The sequence below is a fragment of the Pantoea sp. RCC30.1 genome, from assembly GCF_058148845.1.
This window is the reverse complement of sequence record NZ_JBXUHX010000026.1, coordinates 21630-36671: the sequence shown is the minus strand read 5'-3', so window position 1 is coordinate 36671 and position 15042 is coordinate 21630. Positions and strand designations below refer to the sequence as shown.

The window sequence follows — 15042 nt, the reverse complement described above, 5'->3', positions numbered from 1 at the left end:
ACTGCGCCGCGCTGCTGACGCGTCATTGGAAATTATGATATAAGAACGGTCGACAAAAAGGGGGACGCCAATCGACAGAGCGACCTCAGCAACTGATGACAACCTTTACAGGACGACAAAAATGGTAACTTTCCAGACGAACCATGGCGATATCGTAATCAAAACTTTCGATGATAAAGCGCCGGCAACCGTACAGAACTTCCTGGATTACTGCCGTGAAGGTTTTTACGACAACACCATTTTCCACCGTGTAATCAACGGCTTTATGATTCAGGGCGGCGGCTTCGAGCCGGGCATGAAGCAGAAAGAAACCAAAGCAGAAATTCAGAACGAAGCAAGCAACGGCCTGAAAAACACCAAAGGTACGCTGGCAATGGCACGTACCTCTGCGCCGCACTCTGCGACCGCACAGTTCTTCATCAACGTCGCTGATAACGACTTCCTGAACTTCCGTGACGAAAGCGTTCAGGGCTGGGGCTACTGCGTGTTCGCTGAAGTGGTTGAAGGTATGGATGTGGTTGAGAAGATCAAAGCGGTCTCTACCGGCCGCAGCGGCATGCACCAGGATGTGCCAAAAGATGACGTCGTTATCCAGAAAGTGACCGTCAGCGAGTAATGTCGCGCACGCTGTTTATCGCAGATCTGCATCTGTGTCAGGAAGAACCGGCGATTACCGCCGGTTTTCTGCATTTTTTACAGCGCGAAGCGCCCCACTGCGACGCGCTCTATATTCTCGGCGATCTGTTTGAAGCCTGGATTGGCGACGACGATCCCAATCCGCTGCATCAGCAGATTGCCAGCGCCCTGCGCGCCCTCCCGGTTCCGGTTTACTTCATTCATGGCAATCGCGATTTCCTGATTGGCCGACGCTTTGCGCAGGCCTGCGGCATGACGCTGTTGCCGGAAGAGCAGGTGTTGACGCTCTACGGCCATCGGCTGCTCATCATGCACGGCGATACGCTCTGTACGGACGATGCGGGTTATCTGCGTTTTCGTGCCAAAGTGCACAATCCGTGGATCCAGCGACTGTTCCTGGCGTTGCCATTGTGGATACGCAAACGTATTGCCGCCCGGATGCGCGCAGACAGTAAACAGGCTAACCAGCACAAATCCCAGACCATCATGGATGTGAACCAGGAAGCGGTCGCCGCCGCCATGCTGCGCCAGCAGGTGCCGCTGCTGATCCACGGTCATACCCATCGTCCTGAAATTCATACATTGAGCCTGCAGGGTGAAACGGCGCAACGCGCGGTGCTGGGTGCCTGGCACAGCCGGGGTTCCATGATTCAGCTTGACGCCAGCGGCATTCAGCTCATCCATTTCGACTTTTAATCTGCGATTAACTCCCCGACGTCAGGCCGACGCAACCGTTTTCCTTGCGTGCTTCTCATGCTATTCTCGGTGCCCTTCAAAACCTGTCCGCCCGGCCAGGTCTGTTTGTTCATTCACAGGAGTTGACCGCATGTCATCCAACGCCCCGGCCCGCATCGCCATTGTTATGGGTTCCAGAAGTGACTGGGCCACCATGCAGTTCGCCGCTGAAATCCTCTCCAGCCTGGACGTCCCTTTTCATGTTGAAGTAGTCTCTGCGCACCGCACCCCGGATAAACTGTTCAGCTTCGCCGAGACGGCAGCCGGTAATGGTTTTCAGGTGATTATTGCTGGCGCAGGTGGCGCGGCACATCTGCCGGGTATGCTGGCGGCCAAAACCCTGGTACCGGTGCTGGGTGTGCCGGTGCAGAGTGCTGCCCTGAGTGGCGTCGATAGCCTCTATTCGATTGTGCAGATGCCGCGCGGTATTCCGGTCGGGACACTGGCAATTGGCAAGGCGGGCGCAGCCAATGCCGCGCTGCTGGCGGCGCAGATTCTGGCGCTGCATGACAGCGCGCTGGCGTCACGCCTGACGACCTGGCGTCAGAGCCAGACCGATGAGGTGCTGAACCATCCCGATCCGCGGGTGGATGCATGAAGCCGGTTTGCATACTGGGCAACGGCCAGTTAGGTCGTATGCTGCGCCAGGCGGGTGAGCCGCTGGGCATCGCGGTGTATCCGGTCGGTCTGGATGCCGATCCTGCTGCCCTGCCGATCGCCGACAGCGTGATCACTGCCGAAATCGAACGCTGGCCCGAGACCGCGCTGACGCGCGAACTGGCGAGCCATCCGGCCTTTGTTAACCGTGAGATTTTTCCGCGTCTGGCCGATCGTCTGACGCAGAAACAGCTGCTGGATCAGTTGGGGCTTGCCACCGCGCCGTGGCAGTTGCTGGCCGATAAAAGCGAATGGCCAGCGGTGTTTGACTCCCTGGGCGAGCTGGCGATTGTGAAAAGCCGTACCGGCGGATACGACGGACGGGGTCAGTGGCGTCTGCGTGCTGATGAGACTCACCAGCTGCCGGAGGCGTGCTACGGCGAATGTATCGTTGAGCAGGGCATCAACTTTTCCGGTGAAGTGTCACTGGTGGGCGCGCGCGGTCACGATGGCCAGGTGGTGTTCTATCCGCTGACGCATAACCTGCATCAGGATGGCATTCTGCGGACCAGCGTGGCATTTCCGCAGGCGGATCAGGCACAGCAGCAGCAGGCTGAATCGATGCTGAGTGCGATCATGCAGGAACTGAACTACGTCGGCGTAATGGCGATGGAGTGTTTCGTTACGCCAGCCGGATTGCTGATCAATGAGCTGGCTCCGCGCGTCCACAACAGTGGGCACTGGACGCAGAACGGTGCGTCGATCAGCCAGTTTGAGTTGCATCTGCGCGCCATTCTTGGCCTGCCATTACCGCAGCCGGTGGTGTTTGCGCCGTCGGTAATGGTCAATCTGATTGGAACCGCGGTTAACGTTAACTGGCTTCAGCAGCCGCTGGTGCATCTGCACTGGTATGACAAAGAGGTGCGTCCGGGTCGTAAAGTGGGCCACCTGAATCTGACCGACAGCGATGCAGAACGACTCAAAGCGGCACTGAATTCGCTGGTGCCTCAGCTCCCGGAAGAGTACGCCAGCGGCATCGCCTGGGCCGTTGAAAAGCTGTAGTTTCCCGCACCTGAGTCTGATGATGGCTTTACCAGGCAGCTCAGAGCGATTGAGCAGTCGCCTTTAAGTCAGAGGGAGACGCCGGTAACGGGAAACGATCGCAAAGACGCAAAAACGGCATCCCTGCCAGCTCGGCACGCGCCATCCCTGGCGCGTGACGCTTTGCTCTTCGTTTCCCGTTACCCGCTTGCTGGTGAAGGGTGCGATCTGGATGAAGGTCAAAGGCGGGCTTAGTGCCGCCTTATGCCTACACTCCCTTAGGCCGCATCAAACTTCCTGAACAGCGCCTTCCCTTTCAGTAACCGGATTCCCAGCCAGCCACCACACAGTGATAACAGCAGTGCGCCACATAACGGCAACGCCAGCCATAATGTCCAGTCAGGCTGCCACGGGAAATCGAAAATCTTAGTCTGTAATCCCCACAGCGCCGCTTCTGCCCCCATCGCGGCCGCCACGCCGGAGACCACGCCAAGCAGCGCAAACTCACACCACAGCGTGGTGCGCAGCAGTCTTTTGCCCGCACCGAGCGTGCGATAGACCACCAACTCCTGCCTACGCTGGCGCATCCCGACCTGAATCTGCGCCAGCAGCAGTAACACACCGCAGGCAGTGACCAGTACCACCATGATCTCCAGCGCCCGGCTGACCTGCGTCAGTACCTGACCGATCTGCTGCATAATGCTGCCGATATCCAGCAGACTCAGCGCCGGAAAAGCACGATTCAGCTGCGCCAGCAGAACAGGATTCGCCTCCATGCGGAAGCTGGTGAGCCAGGTCTGCGGCTGGCTGTCGAGCGCCCCCGGCGGGAAGATAAAGAAGAAGTTCGGTTTCAGGCCTTCCCAGTCCACTTTACGCAGGCTGGTGATACGGGCGCTGAACGTCTGCGTATCGCCGTCGAACGTCAGGGTATCGCCGAGCTTCAGCCCCAGCCGATCCGCCAGTTCCACTTCCATCGATACTTCACCCGCTTTTGGTGGCCAGTTGCCTGCCACCAGCGGATTGTGATCCGGGCGATCGGCCAGTTCCGTCAGATTGAGCTCACGGTTCAGGGCGTTATCCAGCTTTGGATCGGCCGGTTTGCCATTAAGTTCACTGAGTCGTACACGCGCAATAGGGTAAAAGGTCCCGGGTGTGATCTGATGCGATTGCAGGAAATCACGCACCTGCGGCACCTGATCTGCCGTCATGTTCAACAGGAAGAAGTTCGGGCTATCCGCCGGTAACTGCTGCTGCCAGCGATCCAGCAGATCGCCACGCATCACCAGCAACAGCGCCAGCAGCATAAACGACAGTGAAAAAGCCGCAAGCTGACTCAGCGTCATGCCGGGTTGGCGTAACAGCCGGTTAATTGCCAGCCGCAGCGCCAGGTTGCGCACCACCAGCCGACGCAGCAGCAGCAGGGTTCCCCAGCCGAGCAACGCCAGTAATCCCGCCAGCACCACCACGCCCGCCAGCAGCGCCCAGAGCATTTTACTGCCGCCGACCAGCAGCGCTAACAGCGCCACCACCACCACGATCATTACCGGTATATAGAACTTCAGTGGCCAGAGATTTGCCACTGCATCGCGCCGCAGCACCCGCAGAGGCTGCGTTGCCAGCAGCAGACGATAGGGGCGCAGCCCCACCAGCAGCGAAATCACAAATAGCGACCCCACCGCCCAGATCCACGGCCAGACGCTGGCCGCCGGTAAGCTGGCAGGCAGCACCGGTTTCAGCATCGCCATCAGGATCGCTTCCACGCCCTGCCCCACAACGCCTCCGGCAATCGCTGCCAACAGAAGCACTGCCAGCCACTGACCGATGATCAATCGCTGCAACGCGCCATGCGTCGCCCCCAGGGTTTTGAGTACCGCCACCAGATCGTAACGGCTGCGGCAGTAATGACTCATGGCGACCGCCACAGCCGCAATCGCCAGCATCAGCGTCAGCAAGGCCGAGAGCAGCAGGAACTGTTGCGCCCGCTGCATCGAACGTCCCAGCGCATCTTCAGAGTTCTCCACGCTGATCCAGCGCTGGTCCGCCTTCAGCTGCGGTTCAATCCAGCGATCATAGCTCGCCAGCTGCTCGGGATTACCGGAGAATTTATAGCGCCAGGTGATGCGGCTGCCAGGCTGAATCGCACCGGTTTTCGCGGCATCCGCCAGGTTAATCAGCAGCCGCGGCGCCATCTCAAACGGGTTAAAGCCGCCATCCGGCTCCTGGATCACCTCCCCGCTGATGCGCAGCTGAGTATCCCCCACTTCCAGCATGTCACCCACTTTCAGATTCAGCAGCGCCATCAGACGCGGTGCCGCCAGCGCAGTGCCCGCCTGCGGTCGCAGGCCTGGCGGTTGCGTCTGCAGCGTGCCAAACATCGGGTAACGGTCATCTACCGCTTTGACTGAGGCGAGCTGCGGGGACTGGTCGGCAAAGGTCATGGTCATAAAGGTCAGCTGACGACTGACCGTCAGGCCGGTTTCCTTCGCCTTTTCCAGCCAGGCTTCTGGCGCAGCATCACTGCTGCGCAGCGTGCGGTCACCGGCCATAAAATCACGGCTCTGTTGATTCAACCCTTTTTCCATGCGATCGCTGATCGACCCCAGCGCCAGTACGCAGGCCACCGCCAGCGTCAGGGCCAGCCAGACAATCAGCAGCGAAGGCGAGCGCCACTCGCGCCAGAACCAGCGCCAGATCATTGCTCCTCCCACAGTTTACCGTCGCGTAGCCGCAGGCGACGATCGCAGCGCGCCGCCAGTTGCTCGTCATGCGTCACCAGAATCAGCGTGGTGGCGAAGTCGCGATTAAGGGAAAACAGCAGATCGGCGATCCGGTCACCGGTTTTGCGATCGAGATTGCCGGTCGGTTCATCGGCAAACAGCAGGCCAGGACGGCCACTAAAGGCGCGGGCCAGCGCCACCCGCTGCTGCTCGCCGCCTGAAAGCTGGGCGGGCAGATGATGAAGACGTTCACCCAGACCGAGCAGCGTCAAAAGTTCACGGGCCTGTTCGCGGCTCTGACGGTCGCTGTCGCCGCGCAGTAGTGAAGGCAGTTGCACGTTCTCCTGCGCATTCAGGGTCGGCACCAGCATAAACGACTGAAACACAAAGCCGACCTGCCGGGCACGCAGGGCCGCACGCTGCTCTTCGTTCATCTGGTGCAGCGGCTGTCCCAACAGGTGGACTTCGCCGCTGCTGCCATCGTCCAGCCCGGCCAGAATTCCGAGCAGGGTTGACTTGCCGGAACCGGACTCGCCAATCAGCGCAATGGTCTCAGCTGGTTTGACAACCAACTCAACTCCGGTAAGGATGGTTAACTGATGCTCTCCCTGACCGACGGACTTAGTAAGATGATGAACTTCAACAATGTTTTCCGCTGGCATTATCCCTTCCTGTTATTGATTCTTCTGCTGGTGTCACGTCTTGCTGCTGCAGATACCCTGATGGTGCTGGGCGACAGCCTGAGCGCGGGCTATCGCATGTCGGCCACCGCGGCCTGGCCCAGCCTGCTTGATAAGCAGTGGCAGCAAAAACCTAAAGTGATCAACGCCAGTATCAGCGGTGATACGGCTGCACAGGGGCTGGCGCGCCTGCCCGCACTATTAAAACAGCATCAGCCGCAATGGGTGTTAATCGAATTGGGCGGTAACGATGGTCTGCGCGGTTTTCCGCCCGACGCTATCGCGCAGAATCTGAGTAAAGTGATCGACGATGTCAAAGCTGCCAATGCGAAGCCGCTGCTAATGCAGATCCGCCTGCCCGCCAACTATGGTCGCCGTTACACCGAAGCGTTCAGCGGCATCTATCCCGGACTCGCGCAGCAGCATGACATTCCTCTGGTGCCCTTTTTCATGGAGCAGGTCTATCTGAAACCCGAGTGGATGCAGCAGGATGGCATTCACCCCAATCCAGATGCCCAGCCGTTTATCGCCGGGTTAATGGCGAAAGAACTCGCCCCCTTAGTTAAGCAGCCGTAGCGCACCGGGATGCGCCAAAAGGGTAAAGAAATGCAAAAATATTTTTGATTCATTAAAAAGAACTTCAAATCATGAAGTTAAAATTAATTCTATTCACAATGACGGCAAGGTGGCGACGGAGATTTTCGACCGCTTTGCCATTTCTGAGTGGTCCAGGCTTACTCTCTCAACAATATCGCTGCGAAAAGATAATTCTGCCGTTTCTTAAAATTCACTTTAAAGCGTCTTAAATTAGCATTTGAACAGTCGCATATAAGCTGGCATTGCCCTCTCCAGCTGGTTAATATTTTTGCATGGAATCTTAGCTGTAAAGGAATACATATGCCCTATCACCGCTCTCATGGCCCTCGCGTATTTCGCCTGACTTCATCTGTCGGCGCTTGTGGTACCAATAATCCCGATGAAGTTAAATCAATTCAACGCATGTTAAATGATGCTGGCTATCAGTTCGCAACTGGTCGCACGCTCCCAACAAATGGACAATGCGATACAGCCACCACTGAGGCTATACGCTGGTATCAGCGGTTGATGAATCTCTCGCCGAGTGGATTGGTTCAGCCAACAGACACATGGTTTATCAGAGCAATAAGTGAAGCAACCACACCAGGCTGGCGGCCTTCAAATACCACTGGCCCCTTACGAGTCAGCGAAGGACAAATTACTTTTGACGCCGAAGGCACCGACTATATAACCGCCGTGGAACCCTTCAAACAGCGCCGATATCCCAATTTTTCACGCATTCTTCAATGGCCGCCCACGAGTTTTTCGGGGGTTACACTTGGTCGAGGCTATGATATGGGCAGCAGATCTGCCGGTGAAATCTACTCCACACTAAGGCAGGCTGGGATTGAAGAATATAAAGCCGTTCTGTGCTCTAAAGCTGCTGGCCTGAAAGGACGGCACGCAGAACAGTTTGTTAAGGTTTATGGTCCGTTGGTTGGCGAGATAACCCACACTCAACAAATCCGACTTTTTTAAATTGCGTACAGGGTTAAACGGAACGAAGCTTTTAACCTTTACCGTCGAATAGCACAATCCATACCTTCAGCCCCGGCATGGGAACAGTTAGATCCTAAAATCCGAGATGTCGTAACCGATATTTTCTATCAGGGTGTTCACAATGCCAGAGCACTGTTTCAAGCCGCAATTGAAGGTAAGGCCGCGTTAATAGCTCATATCAAAAGTAGTCCCACATACATGTCATACGAAAACCACAGAAACAGAATAAGGTATCTACAGTGAAAAAAGTCTTAATTCTAATGGTCGCTCTTATTGCACCGTCTATGGCGCAGGCCGAATTATCATCAGGGCCAGAACGTGACGCCTGCTTTAAACAGAATCAAGACATACCAGCTGCCTATAACTGTCTGTCAGCCAAAAAAGACAACAGCAATAAAGCGCTGGATGCGCTCATAGCGGATGCAGTCAAGAGAATAAAATCCAATAATGTCGGCCCTTTTAATGGAAAAGAGTCGAGTAAAGAGACGTCCGGAGACGTTTACTCTCGTCGCTTTCTGGATGCGCAAAAAAAATGGAAGGATTACCGGACTCAACTTTGCCTGTCTGTAGCGACAGAGCTTGACGAGGACGCATACGACTACCAGTCATATATCGACCAGTGCCAAATTAATCTGAACAAAAACCATTCTGCTGAAATCACACAGATGGGACTGCCACCAGTCAACTAAGTACACTGATCTTTCTGCTCAGACGTGAAATCTGAAAACTGGCATTTTTTACGGGGCATATTGCCCCGTTTACCGCCCACTCTGCCAGCCGGTGCGGACAACACAAGCTGTCAACCCACAGCATAAAAGCGTTAATGAATCGCACTTAACTGACTAATTATTAAATAAATCAAATGGAATTCAAAGGGGCGTGAAGTTATGCAAAAAACCGTTCTGATTACAGGTTGTTCCAGCGGTATTGGTCTGGTCGCCGCCCAGGATTTGCTGTCGCGGGGCTATCGGGTGATTGCAGCCTGCCGCAAAACCGACGATGTTGCCCGCATGAACACGCTGGGGTTTACCGGGCTGCAGCTCGATCTCGACGATCCGCAGAGCGTGGATCAGGCTGCGGATGCGGTGATCGCGCTCTGTGATAACCGTCTGGCCGCGCTGTTCAACAACGCCGGATTTGGCCTCTATGGCCCGCTGCACACGATCTCCCGTCAGCAGCTGGAGCGGCAGTTTTCCAGCAACTTTTTTGGCGTTCATCAGTTGACGCTGCGGCTGTTACCCGCGCTGCAGGCCAGCGGCGATGGCCGCATTGTGAACACCAGTTCAGTGCTGGGACTGATCTCCACACCAGGCCGGGGTGCCTATGCCGCCAGTAAATATGCGCTGGAAGCCTGGAGCGATGCGCTGCGGCTTGAAGTGCGCAGCCGCGGTATTCGGGTCAGCCTGATCGAGCCAGGTCCGATTGAGACCCGTTTTACCGACAATGTGTCGCAGGGCGAACAGCATAACCCGGTGCGTAACCCCGGCATCGCGGCACGTTTTACCCTGCCACCGGAAGCCATTCTGCCTAAACTTCGTCATGCACTCGAGAGTAAACATCCGCGTTTACGCTATCCAGTGACACTTGTCGCACACGTAATGAGCCTGCTTAAACGGTTGCTGCCAGGCTGGATGCTGGATCGAATTTTGCGCAGCCATCAATAAGCCATGTGCAATAGCGCTTGAAGCCGTGCCAGTTGGCCCCATATTCTTAGAACACTTTTTGCAAAGAGACTTATCCATGTCACCACAAGCTTCTATCATCGACATCAACGAATCTAACCTGCAGCAGACCCTTGAGCAGTCGATGCAGCTGCCGGTGCTGTTCTACTTCTGGTCTGAGCGCAGTCAGCACTGTCTGGAGCTGACGCCGGTGCTGGAGCGCCTGGCGCAGGAGTACGCGGGTCAGTTTATTCTCGCAAAGCTGGATTGCGACAAAGAGCAAAGAGTCGCGTCGCAGTTTGGTCTGCGTTCAATTCCAACCGTCTACCTGTTCCAGGATGGTCAGCCGGTTGACGGCTTCCAGGGTCCACAGCCGGAAGAAGCGATTCGCGCCCTGCTGGAAAAAGTGCTGCCCCGCGAAGAAGAGCTGAAAGCACAGCAGGCGATGGCCCTGATGCAGGAAGATAAACCGCTGGAGGCGCTGCCGCTGTTAAAAGATGCGTGGCAGCTGAGCAACCAGTCCAGTGAGATCGGTTTCCTGCTGGCGGAAGTGCTGATTACCCTGAACCGCCGCGATGAAGCGGAAGCGGTGCTGAAAGTGGTGCCCCTGCAGGATCAGGATACCCGCTATCAGAGCCTGATGGCGCAGATCGATCTGCTGAAACAGGCTGCGGATACACCCGAGATTCAGCAGCTGCAATCCGAGCTGGAAGCGGACCCGACTAACGCCGGGCTAGCTGCTAAACTTTCGTTACAGCTGCATCAGGTGGGCCGTAATGAAGAAGCACTGGAACTGCTGTTCAGCTTCCTGAAATCCGATCTTAATGCCGCTGATGGCCAGGCGCGTAAAATGCTGCAGGAAATACTGGCGGCGCTGGGTACCGGTGATGCACTGGCAGCACGCTATCGTCGCCAGCTCTATTCCCTGCTGTACTAAACAGCAGCACCCCGGGCCGAAGCGACTCGGCCCGTTAATCTGACAATGCGGAGGTTGTATGATAACTGTAATTCCTGCCCTGATTATTCTGGCACTGGTGGCGGTCTGGGCGACCGTTAAGATCGTGCCACAAGGTTTTCAATGGACGGTTGAGCGCTTTGGCCGTTATACCCGTACCCTACAGCCAGGATTGAGCCTTGTAGTGCCGTTCATGGATCGTGTCGGTCGTAAGATCAACATGATGGAACAGGTACTGGATATTCCCTCGCAGGAGATCATCTCTAAAGACAACGCCAACGTCACCATCGATGCGGTCTGCTTTATTCAGGTCGTTGATCCCGCGCGTGCCGCCTATGAAGTCAGCAATCTTGAGCAGGCTATCCTGAACCTCACCATGACCAATATGCGTACCGTGCTTGGCAGCATGGAGCTGGACGAAATGCTGTCACAGCGCGACAGCATCAACACTCGCCTGCTGCATATCGTGGATGAAGCGACCAACCCGTGGGGCGTCAAGATTACCCGTATAGAGATTCGTGACGTGCGTCCGCCGCAGGAGTTGATCGGTGCGATGAATGCGCAGATGAAAGCAGAGCGAACCAAGCGCGCCGATATTCTGACGGCCGAAGGGGTGCGACAGGCGGCTATCCTGCGGGCTGAAGGGGATAAGCAGTCGCAGATCCTCAAAGCGGAAGGTGAGCGTACCTCGGCGTTCCTGCAGGCAGAGGCGCGTGAACGTCAGGCTGAAGCTGAAGCTAACGCCACCAAAATGGTCTCGGAAGCGATCGCAGCGGGTGATATTCAGGCTATCAATTACTTCGTGGCGCAGAAGTACACCGATGCGCTGCAAAAAATCGGTGAAGGCAACAACAGCAAAGTGGTGATGATGCCGCTTGAGGCAAGCAGTCTGCTGGGTTCGATCGCGGGCATCGGTGAACTGCTGAAGGAATCACGTCCAGAGTCGAAACGCTGATGCTGGTCGACATTATCGCTCACCCGCACTGGTTCTGGCTGACGCTGGGTGGATTACTGCTGGCCGCAGAGATGCTGGGCACCAGCGGCTATCTGCTGTGGAGCGGTCTGGCGGCGGTGATCGTCGGCCTCATTGAATGGTTTGTGCCGGTGAGCTGGACGGCGCAGGGTTCCCTGTTTGCCGCAATGACGCTGGTCTGCGTCTTTTTGTGGTACCGCTGGATGCGCCATCGTGAAGTGCGTCAGAGACCTAATGCCCTGAATCAGCGCGGCAACCAGATGATCGGATTGCAGCTGACGCTGGATACCGCGCTACATAATCGCACCGGACACGTACGCATCGGGGACAGCAGCTGGCGGGTAGAGGCGGATCAGGACCTACCTGCGGGCACGCCGGTCGTGGTGGTCGGCATCGAGGGGATCACGCTGCGTATTCAGCCACGCTGACCGCAGCACCCGGCCAGGTTGTTGATGATGGGACATTCGGCGCTGTCATCGCCGGGACAGGCGTCCGCCAGCGCCAGCAGGCGAGCGCGCATGGCGTGAAGCTCTTCAATGTGCGCCGCAATTTCATCGGCTTTCTGCAGGGTGCGGGCTTTAACATCGGCACTGTGGCGCGACGGATTATTAAACAGCGCCACCAGCTCACGACACTCATCCAGCGTAAAACCCACCTGCCGCGCCTGACGTAACAGGTTCAGCTCATCAAGATGGTGGCCGTTATAGGTGCGGTAACCATTTTCGCTGCGCAACGGCGGTGTCACCACCCCCTTCTCTTCGTAAAAACGAATCGCCTTGCTGCTTAGACCGGTCTTTTTCGCCACATCGCTAATGTTCATTTTCATCCCCTTGACCTTCCCCTTGATGGAAGGTTTATGCTTAAGCATGAATCGAAACTGGCCAATCGGTCAAATGGGATTACAAGAGGAGTTGATTATGTCACACACCATTTCTCTGGCACTGGACGGCTTGTCCTGCGGCCACTGTGTCAAACGCGTTAAAGAGGCACTGGAACAGCGCGATGACGTTGACCAGGCCGACGTGACCCAACAGGAAGCGAAGGTTGCTGGTCATGCCGATGCAGCAGCACTGATCGCTACCGTCGAGAAGGCGGGCTATCACGCGACGCTGAAAACCGCGGACGCTTCCCCAAAGTCTGAACCGTTGACAGCATCGGAGCCGCCGCCGGAGGCGCTGACAACGGAGACTGCTTCTTATCCGGCAGAAAAAACATTGCCCACCCATATGCTGCTGATTGAGGGCATGACCTGTGCCAGCTGCGTGAGCCGGGTGGAAAAAGCGCTTCAGCAGGTCGCAGGTGTCAGCCAGGCGCGGGTCAATCTTGGCGAACGCAGTGCGCTGGTGCTGGGCGACGCTGACCCGCAGCAGCTGATAGCCGCTGTCGATGCCGCGGGTTATGGCGCGCAGGTGGTGGATGACGAGCAGGAGCGACGGGAGAAGCAGCAGCTCAGCGCCCGCAGCGCGATGCGGCGTTTCAGCTGGCAGGCTGCTGTCGCCTTAGCATTTGGCGTGCTGCTGATGATCTGGGGCATGGTGGGCGACAACATGATGCTCACCGACAGCAACCACACCACCTGGCTGACGCTGGGCATCGTGACCCTGCTGATCATGCTCGTAACCGGCAGCCATTTTTATCGCAGCGCCTGGCGCAGTTTACGCAATGGCAGCGCCACCATGGATACGCTGGTGGCACTCGGCACCGGCGCGGCCTGGATCTACTCCTTTAGCGTGGTGCTGTGGCCCGACTTTTTCCCGCCGCAGGCGCGCCATCTCTATTTTGAAGCCAGCGTCATGATCCTGGGATTGATCAATCTGGGACATGCCCTGGAGCAGCGCGCGCGTCAGCGATCGTCTAAGGCGCTGGAGCGACTGCTTGATCTGACGCCGGCCCAGGCGCGGCTCGTCGATCAACAGGGTGACCGGCTGATCCCGGTCAGCGAAGTCCAGCCTGGCATGATGCTGCGTCTGGTCACCGGCGATCGGGTTCCGGTCGATGGTGAAATCGCCACGGGTGAAGCCTGGTTTGATGAAGCGATGCTGACCGGCGAAGCGGTGCCGCAAGGCAAACATCCGGGTGCGGCGATCTTCGCCGGAACGCTGGTGCAGGACGGCTCGGTAGAATTTATCGCCCGGGCGACCGGCAATCACACCACCCTGTCGCGTATTATCCGGCTGGTACGCCAGGCGCAGAGCAGCAAACCCGATGTGGGCCGTCTGGCCGACCGCATCTCCTCCGTTTTTGTCCCGGTGGTGGTGTTGATTGCGCTGCTCAGCGGTGCGGTGTGGTATCTGTTCGGGCCGCAGCCTCAGATTGCCTACATGCTGGTGATCGCGACAACCGTGTTGATTATCGCCTGCCCCTGTGCGCTAGGCCTGGCGACGCCGATGTCGATTATTGCCGGTGTTGGCCGTGCCGCCGAGCTGGGCGTGCTGGTGCGTGACGCCGATGCCCTGCAACGCGCCAGCCAGATCGACACGCTGGTGTTTGATAAAACCGGCACCCTCACAGCCGGTAAGCCGCAGGTCAGTGAAGTGCTGGTCTGGGGTGAGGCCAGCCGTGAATCCGTGTTAGCGACCGCCGCCGCGCTGGAGTTCGCCTCGGGTCATCCACTGGCGAAAGCGATTGTCGCCGAAGCGAAACTGACTCAACCGCCTTCTTTAGCGCAATTTCGTACAATACGCGGCAAAGGGGTCAGCGGTAGTCTGGATGGCAGAACGCTTCTGCTGGGTAACGCCGCGCTGTTGCAGGAGAACGGCGTCGATTACCGGGCGGCGGAAGCAGAGATTGCGCGCCTGACGCAACAGGGTGCTACGCCGGTGTTACTGGCTGAGCAGGGCCAGTTAACCGGGTTGATTGCGCTGCGCGATCAGCTGCGACCGGAGAGCGGCGCAGCTCTGAAGCGGCTACATCAGCAGGGTTATCGCCTGATTATGCTGACCGGCGACCATGAAAATACCGCGCGTGCCATTGCTGCCGAGGTCGGTATTGATGAGGTGATTGCGGGGGTATTGCCGGAAGGCAAAGCGGCCGCCATTGAACAGTTACAGCAGCAGGGCCGCCGCGTCGCGATGGTGGGTGATGGCATCAATGACGCGCCCGCTCTGGCGCAGGCCGATGTGGGCATTGCCATGGGGGGCGGTAGTGATGTGGCGGTAGAAACCGCAGGTATTACGTTGATGCGCGCCGACCTCAACAGCGTGGCAGATGCGTTAGCACTCTCTTCCGCGACCCTGCGCAATATCCGGCAGAACCTGTTTGGCGCCTTTATCTATAACAGCATTGGCATTCCGGTGGCCGCAGGTGTGCTCTATCCGCTGACTGGCACCCTGCTCAGCCCGATAGTGGCCGGTGCTGCGATGGCGCTGTCATCCATTACCGTGGTCAGCAATGCTAACCGCCTGCTGCGTTACCAGCCGCCGCGCCAGTAATCGCCGTTTCAGCGCTGTTTTTCACTCTCTGAAGTCGCTAG

The 15042-nt window shown here is 57.3% G+C and carries 15 protein-coding genes; 12 read left to right on the top strand and 3 right to left on the bottom strand.

The window, feature by feature from the left end:
* The first annotated feature begins 121 nt into the window (after nucleotides 1–121).
* The 4 genes from ppiB to purK all read left to right on the top strand — a co-directional run bounded on the left by ppiB (nucleotide 122) and on the right by purK (nucleotide 3030).
* Complete coding sequence (ppiB, locus tag AC2LB6_RS19020) at nucleotides 122–616, top strand: peptidylprolyl isomerase B (protein ID WP_010259052.1); 495 nt, start codon at nucleotides 122–124, stop codon at nucleotides 614–616.
* Nucleotides 616–1332, top strand: a complete 717-nt coding sequence (locus AC2LB6_RS19015; protein ID WP_490094688.1) for a UDP-2,3-diacylglucosamine diphosphatase — start codon at nucleotides 616–618, stop codon at nucleotides 1330–1332. Before ppiB ends, AC2LB6_RS19015 begins: the two co-directional genes overlap by 1 nt.
* Nucleotides 1333–1462: 130 nt before the next feature.
* A complete protein-coding gene (gene purE / locus AC2LB6_RS19010; protein WP_490094687.1) occupies nucleotides 1463–1969 on the top strand; it encodes a 5-(carboxyamino)imidazole ribonucleotide mutase in 507 nt (168 codons plus the stop codon).
* On the top strand, nucleotides 1966–3030 hold the full coding sequence (gene purK, locus AC2LB6_RS19005; RefSeq protein ID WP_490094686.1) for a 5-(carboxyamino)imidazole ribonucleotide synthase: 1065 nt from the start codon (nucleotides 1966–1968) through the stop codon (nucleotides 3028–3030). Before purE ends, purK begins: the two co-directional genes overlap by 4 nt.
* A 257-nt stretch (nucleotides 3031–3287) precedes the next feature.
* Here the strand turns inward: purK and ybbP are convergent, their stop codons facing one another.
* Both ybbP and ybbA read right to left on the bottom strand, forming a co-directional pair.
* Nucleotides 3288–5705: a putative ABC transporter permease subunit YbbP gene (ybbP, locus tag AC2LB6_RS19000; RefSeq protein ID WP_490094685.1), complete on the bottom strand. Its 2418-nt coding sequence runs from the start codon at nucleotides 5703–5705 to the stop codon at nucleotides 3288–3290.
* Complete coding sequence (ybbA, locus tag AC2LB6_RS18995; RefSeq protein ID WP_010259059.1) at nucleotides 5702–6388, bottom strand: putative ABC transporter ATP-binding protein YbbA; 687 nt, start codon at nucleotides 6386–6388, stop codon at nucleotides 5702–5704. The genes ybbP and ybbA overlap by 4 nt, the downstream gene beginning before the upstream one ends.
* Here ybbA and tesA point away from each other — a divergent pair.
* From tesA to AC2LB6_RS18960, 7 genes are all read left to right on the top strand, one after another.
* Complete coding sequence (gene tesA, locus AC2LB6_RS18990) at nucleotides 6356–6982, top strand: multifunctional acyl-CoA thioesterase I/protease I/lysophospholipase L1 (RefSeq protein WP_490094684.1); 627 nt, start codon at nucleotides 6356–6358, stop codon at nucleotides 6980–6982. The genes ybbA and tesA overlap by 33 nt on opposite strands.
* A gap of 321 nt (nucleotides 6983–7303) precedes the next feature.
* Nucleotides 7304–7960 (top strand): DUF8812 domain-containing protein, encoded by a 657-nt coding sequence (locus tag AC2LB6_RS18985; RefSeq protein WP_490094683.1) that lies wholly within the window; start codon nucleotides 7304–7306, stop codon nucleotides 7958–7960.
* Nucleotides 7961–8220: 260 nt separating this feature from the next.
* Nucleotides 8221–8670 (top strand): lysozyme inhibitor LprI family protein, encoded by a 450-nt coding sequence (locus AC2LB6_RS18980; RefSeq protein ID WP_490094682.1) that lies wholly within the window; start codon nucleotides 8221–8223, stop codon nucleotides 8668–8670.
* A gap of 198 nt (nucleotides 8671–8868) precedes the next feature.
* A complete protein-coding gene (locus AC2LB6_RS18975) occupies nucleotides 8869–9645 on the top strand; it encodes an SDR family oxidoreductase (RefSeq protein WP_490094681.1) in 777 nt (258 codons plus the stop codon).
* Between the two features lie 76 nt (nucleotides 9646–9721).
* Nucleotides 9722–10579: a co-chaperone YbbN gene (locus AC2LB6_RS18970; protein ID WP_490094680.1), complete on the top strand. Its 858-nt coding sequence runs from the start codon at nucleotides 9722–9724 to the stop codon at nucleotides 10577–10579.
* A gap of 58 nt (nucleotides 10580–10637) precedes the next feature.
* Nucleotides 10638–11552, top strand: coding sequence for an SPFH domain-containing protein (locus AC2LB6_RS18965; protein WP_090963162.1), 915 nt, complete (start codon nucleotides 10638–10640; stop codon nucleotides 11550–11552).
* Complete coding sequence (locus tag AC2LB6_RS18960; protein WP_490094679.1) at nucleotides 11552–11998, top strand: NfeD family protein; 447 nt, start codon at nucleotides 11552–11554, stop codon at nucleotides 11996–11998. The genes AC2LB6_RS18965 and AC2LB6_RS18960 overlap by 1 nt, the downstream gene beginning before the upstream one ends.
* On the opposite strand, the gene cueR is transcribed toward AC2LB6_RS18960, so the two are convergent.
* On the bottom strand, nucleotides 11986–12390 hold the full coding sequence (cueR, locus tag AC2LB6_RS18955) for a Cu(I)-responsive transcriptional regulator (RefSeq protein ID WP_179896654.1): 405 nt from the start codon (nucleotides 12388–12390) through the stop codon (nucleotides 11986–11988). The genes AC2LB6_RS18960 and cueR overlap by 13 nt on opposite strands.
* 97 nt (nucleotides 12391–12487) lie before the next feature.
* On the opposite strand from cueR, the gene copA reads away from it, so the two are divergent.
* Nucleotides 12488–15001 (top strand): copper-exporting P-type ATPase CopA, encoded by a 2514-nt coding sequence (copA, locus tag AC2LB6_RS18950; protein ID WP_490094678.1) that lies wholly within the window; start codon nucleotides 12488–12490, stop codon nucleotides 14999–15001.
* Nucleotides 15002–15042: the final 41 nt, after the last annotated feature.

Bases quoted from the DNA above. Each gene is read 5' to 3' on its own strand.
- purK (WP_490094686.1), top strand. From the start codon at position 1,966: ATGAAGCCGGTTTGCATACTGGGCAACGGCCAGTTAGGTCGTATGCTG.
- AC2LB6_RS18965 (WP_090963162.1), top strand. From the start codon at position 10,638: ATGATAACTGTAATTCCTGCCCTGATTATTCTGGCACTGGTGGCGGTC.
- AC2LB6_RS18975 (WP_490094681.1), top strand. From the start codon at position 8,869: ATGCAAAAAACCGTTCTGATTACAGGTTGTTCCAGCGGTATTGGTCTG.
- ppiB (WP_010259052.1), top strand. From the start codon at position 122: ATGGTAACTTTCCAGACGAACCATGGCGATATCGTAATCAAAACTTTC.
- ybbP (WP_490094685.1), bottom strand. From the start codon at position 5,705: ATGATCTGGCGCTGGTTCTGGCGCGAGTGGCGCTCGCCTTCGCTGCTG.
- cueR (WP_179896654.1), bottom strand. From the start codon at position 12,390: ATGAACATTAGCGATGTGGCGAAAAAGACCGGTCTAAGCAGCAAGGCG.
- AC2LB6_RS18985 (WP_490094683.1), top strand. From the start codon at position 7,304: ATGCCCTATCACCGCTCTCATGGCCCTCGCGTATTTCGCCTGACTTCA.
- ybbA (WP_010259059.1), bottom strand. From the start codon at position 6,388: ATGCCAGCGGAAAACATTGTTGAAGTTCATCATCTTACTAAGTCCGTC.
- purE (WP_490094687.1), top strand. From the start codon at position 1,463: ATGTCATCCAACGCCCCGGCCCGCATCGCCATTGTTATGGGTTCCAGA.
- AC2LB6_RS18960 (WP_490094679.1), top strand. From the start codon at position 11,552: ATGCTGGTCGACATTATCGCTCACCCGCACTGGTTCTGGCTGACGCTG.
- copA (WP_490094678.1), top strand. From the start codon at position 12,488: ATGTCACACACCATTTCTCTGGCACTGGACGGCTTGTCCTGCGGCCAC.
- tesA (WP_490094684.1), top strand. From the start codon at position 6,356: ATGATGAACTTCAACAATGTTTTCCGCTGGCATTATCCCTTCCTGTTA.
- AC2LB6_RS19015 (WP_490094688.1), top strand. From the start codon at position 616: ATGTCGCGCACGCTGTTTATCGCAGATCTGCATCTGTGTCAGGAAGAA.
- AC2LB6_RS18970 (WP_490094680.1), top strand. From the start codon at position 9,722: ATGTCACCACAAGCTTCTATCATCGACATCAACGAATCTAACCTGCAG.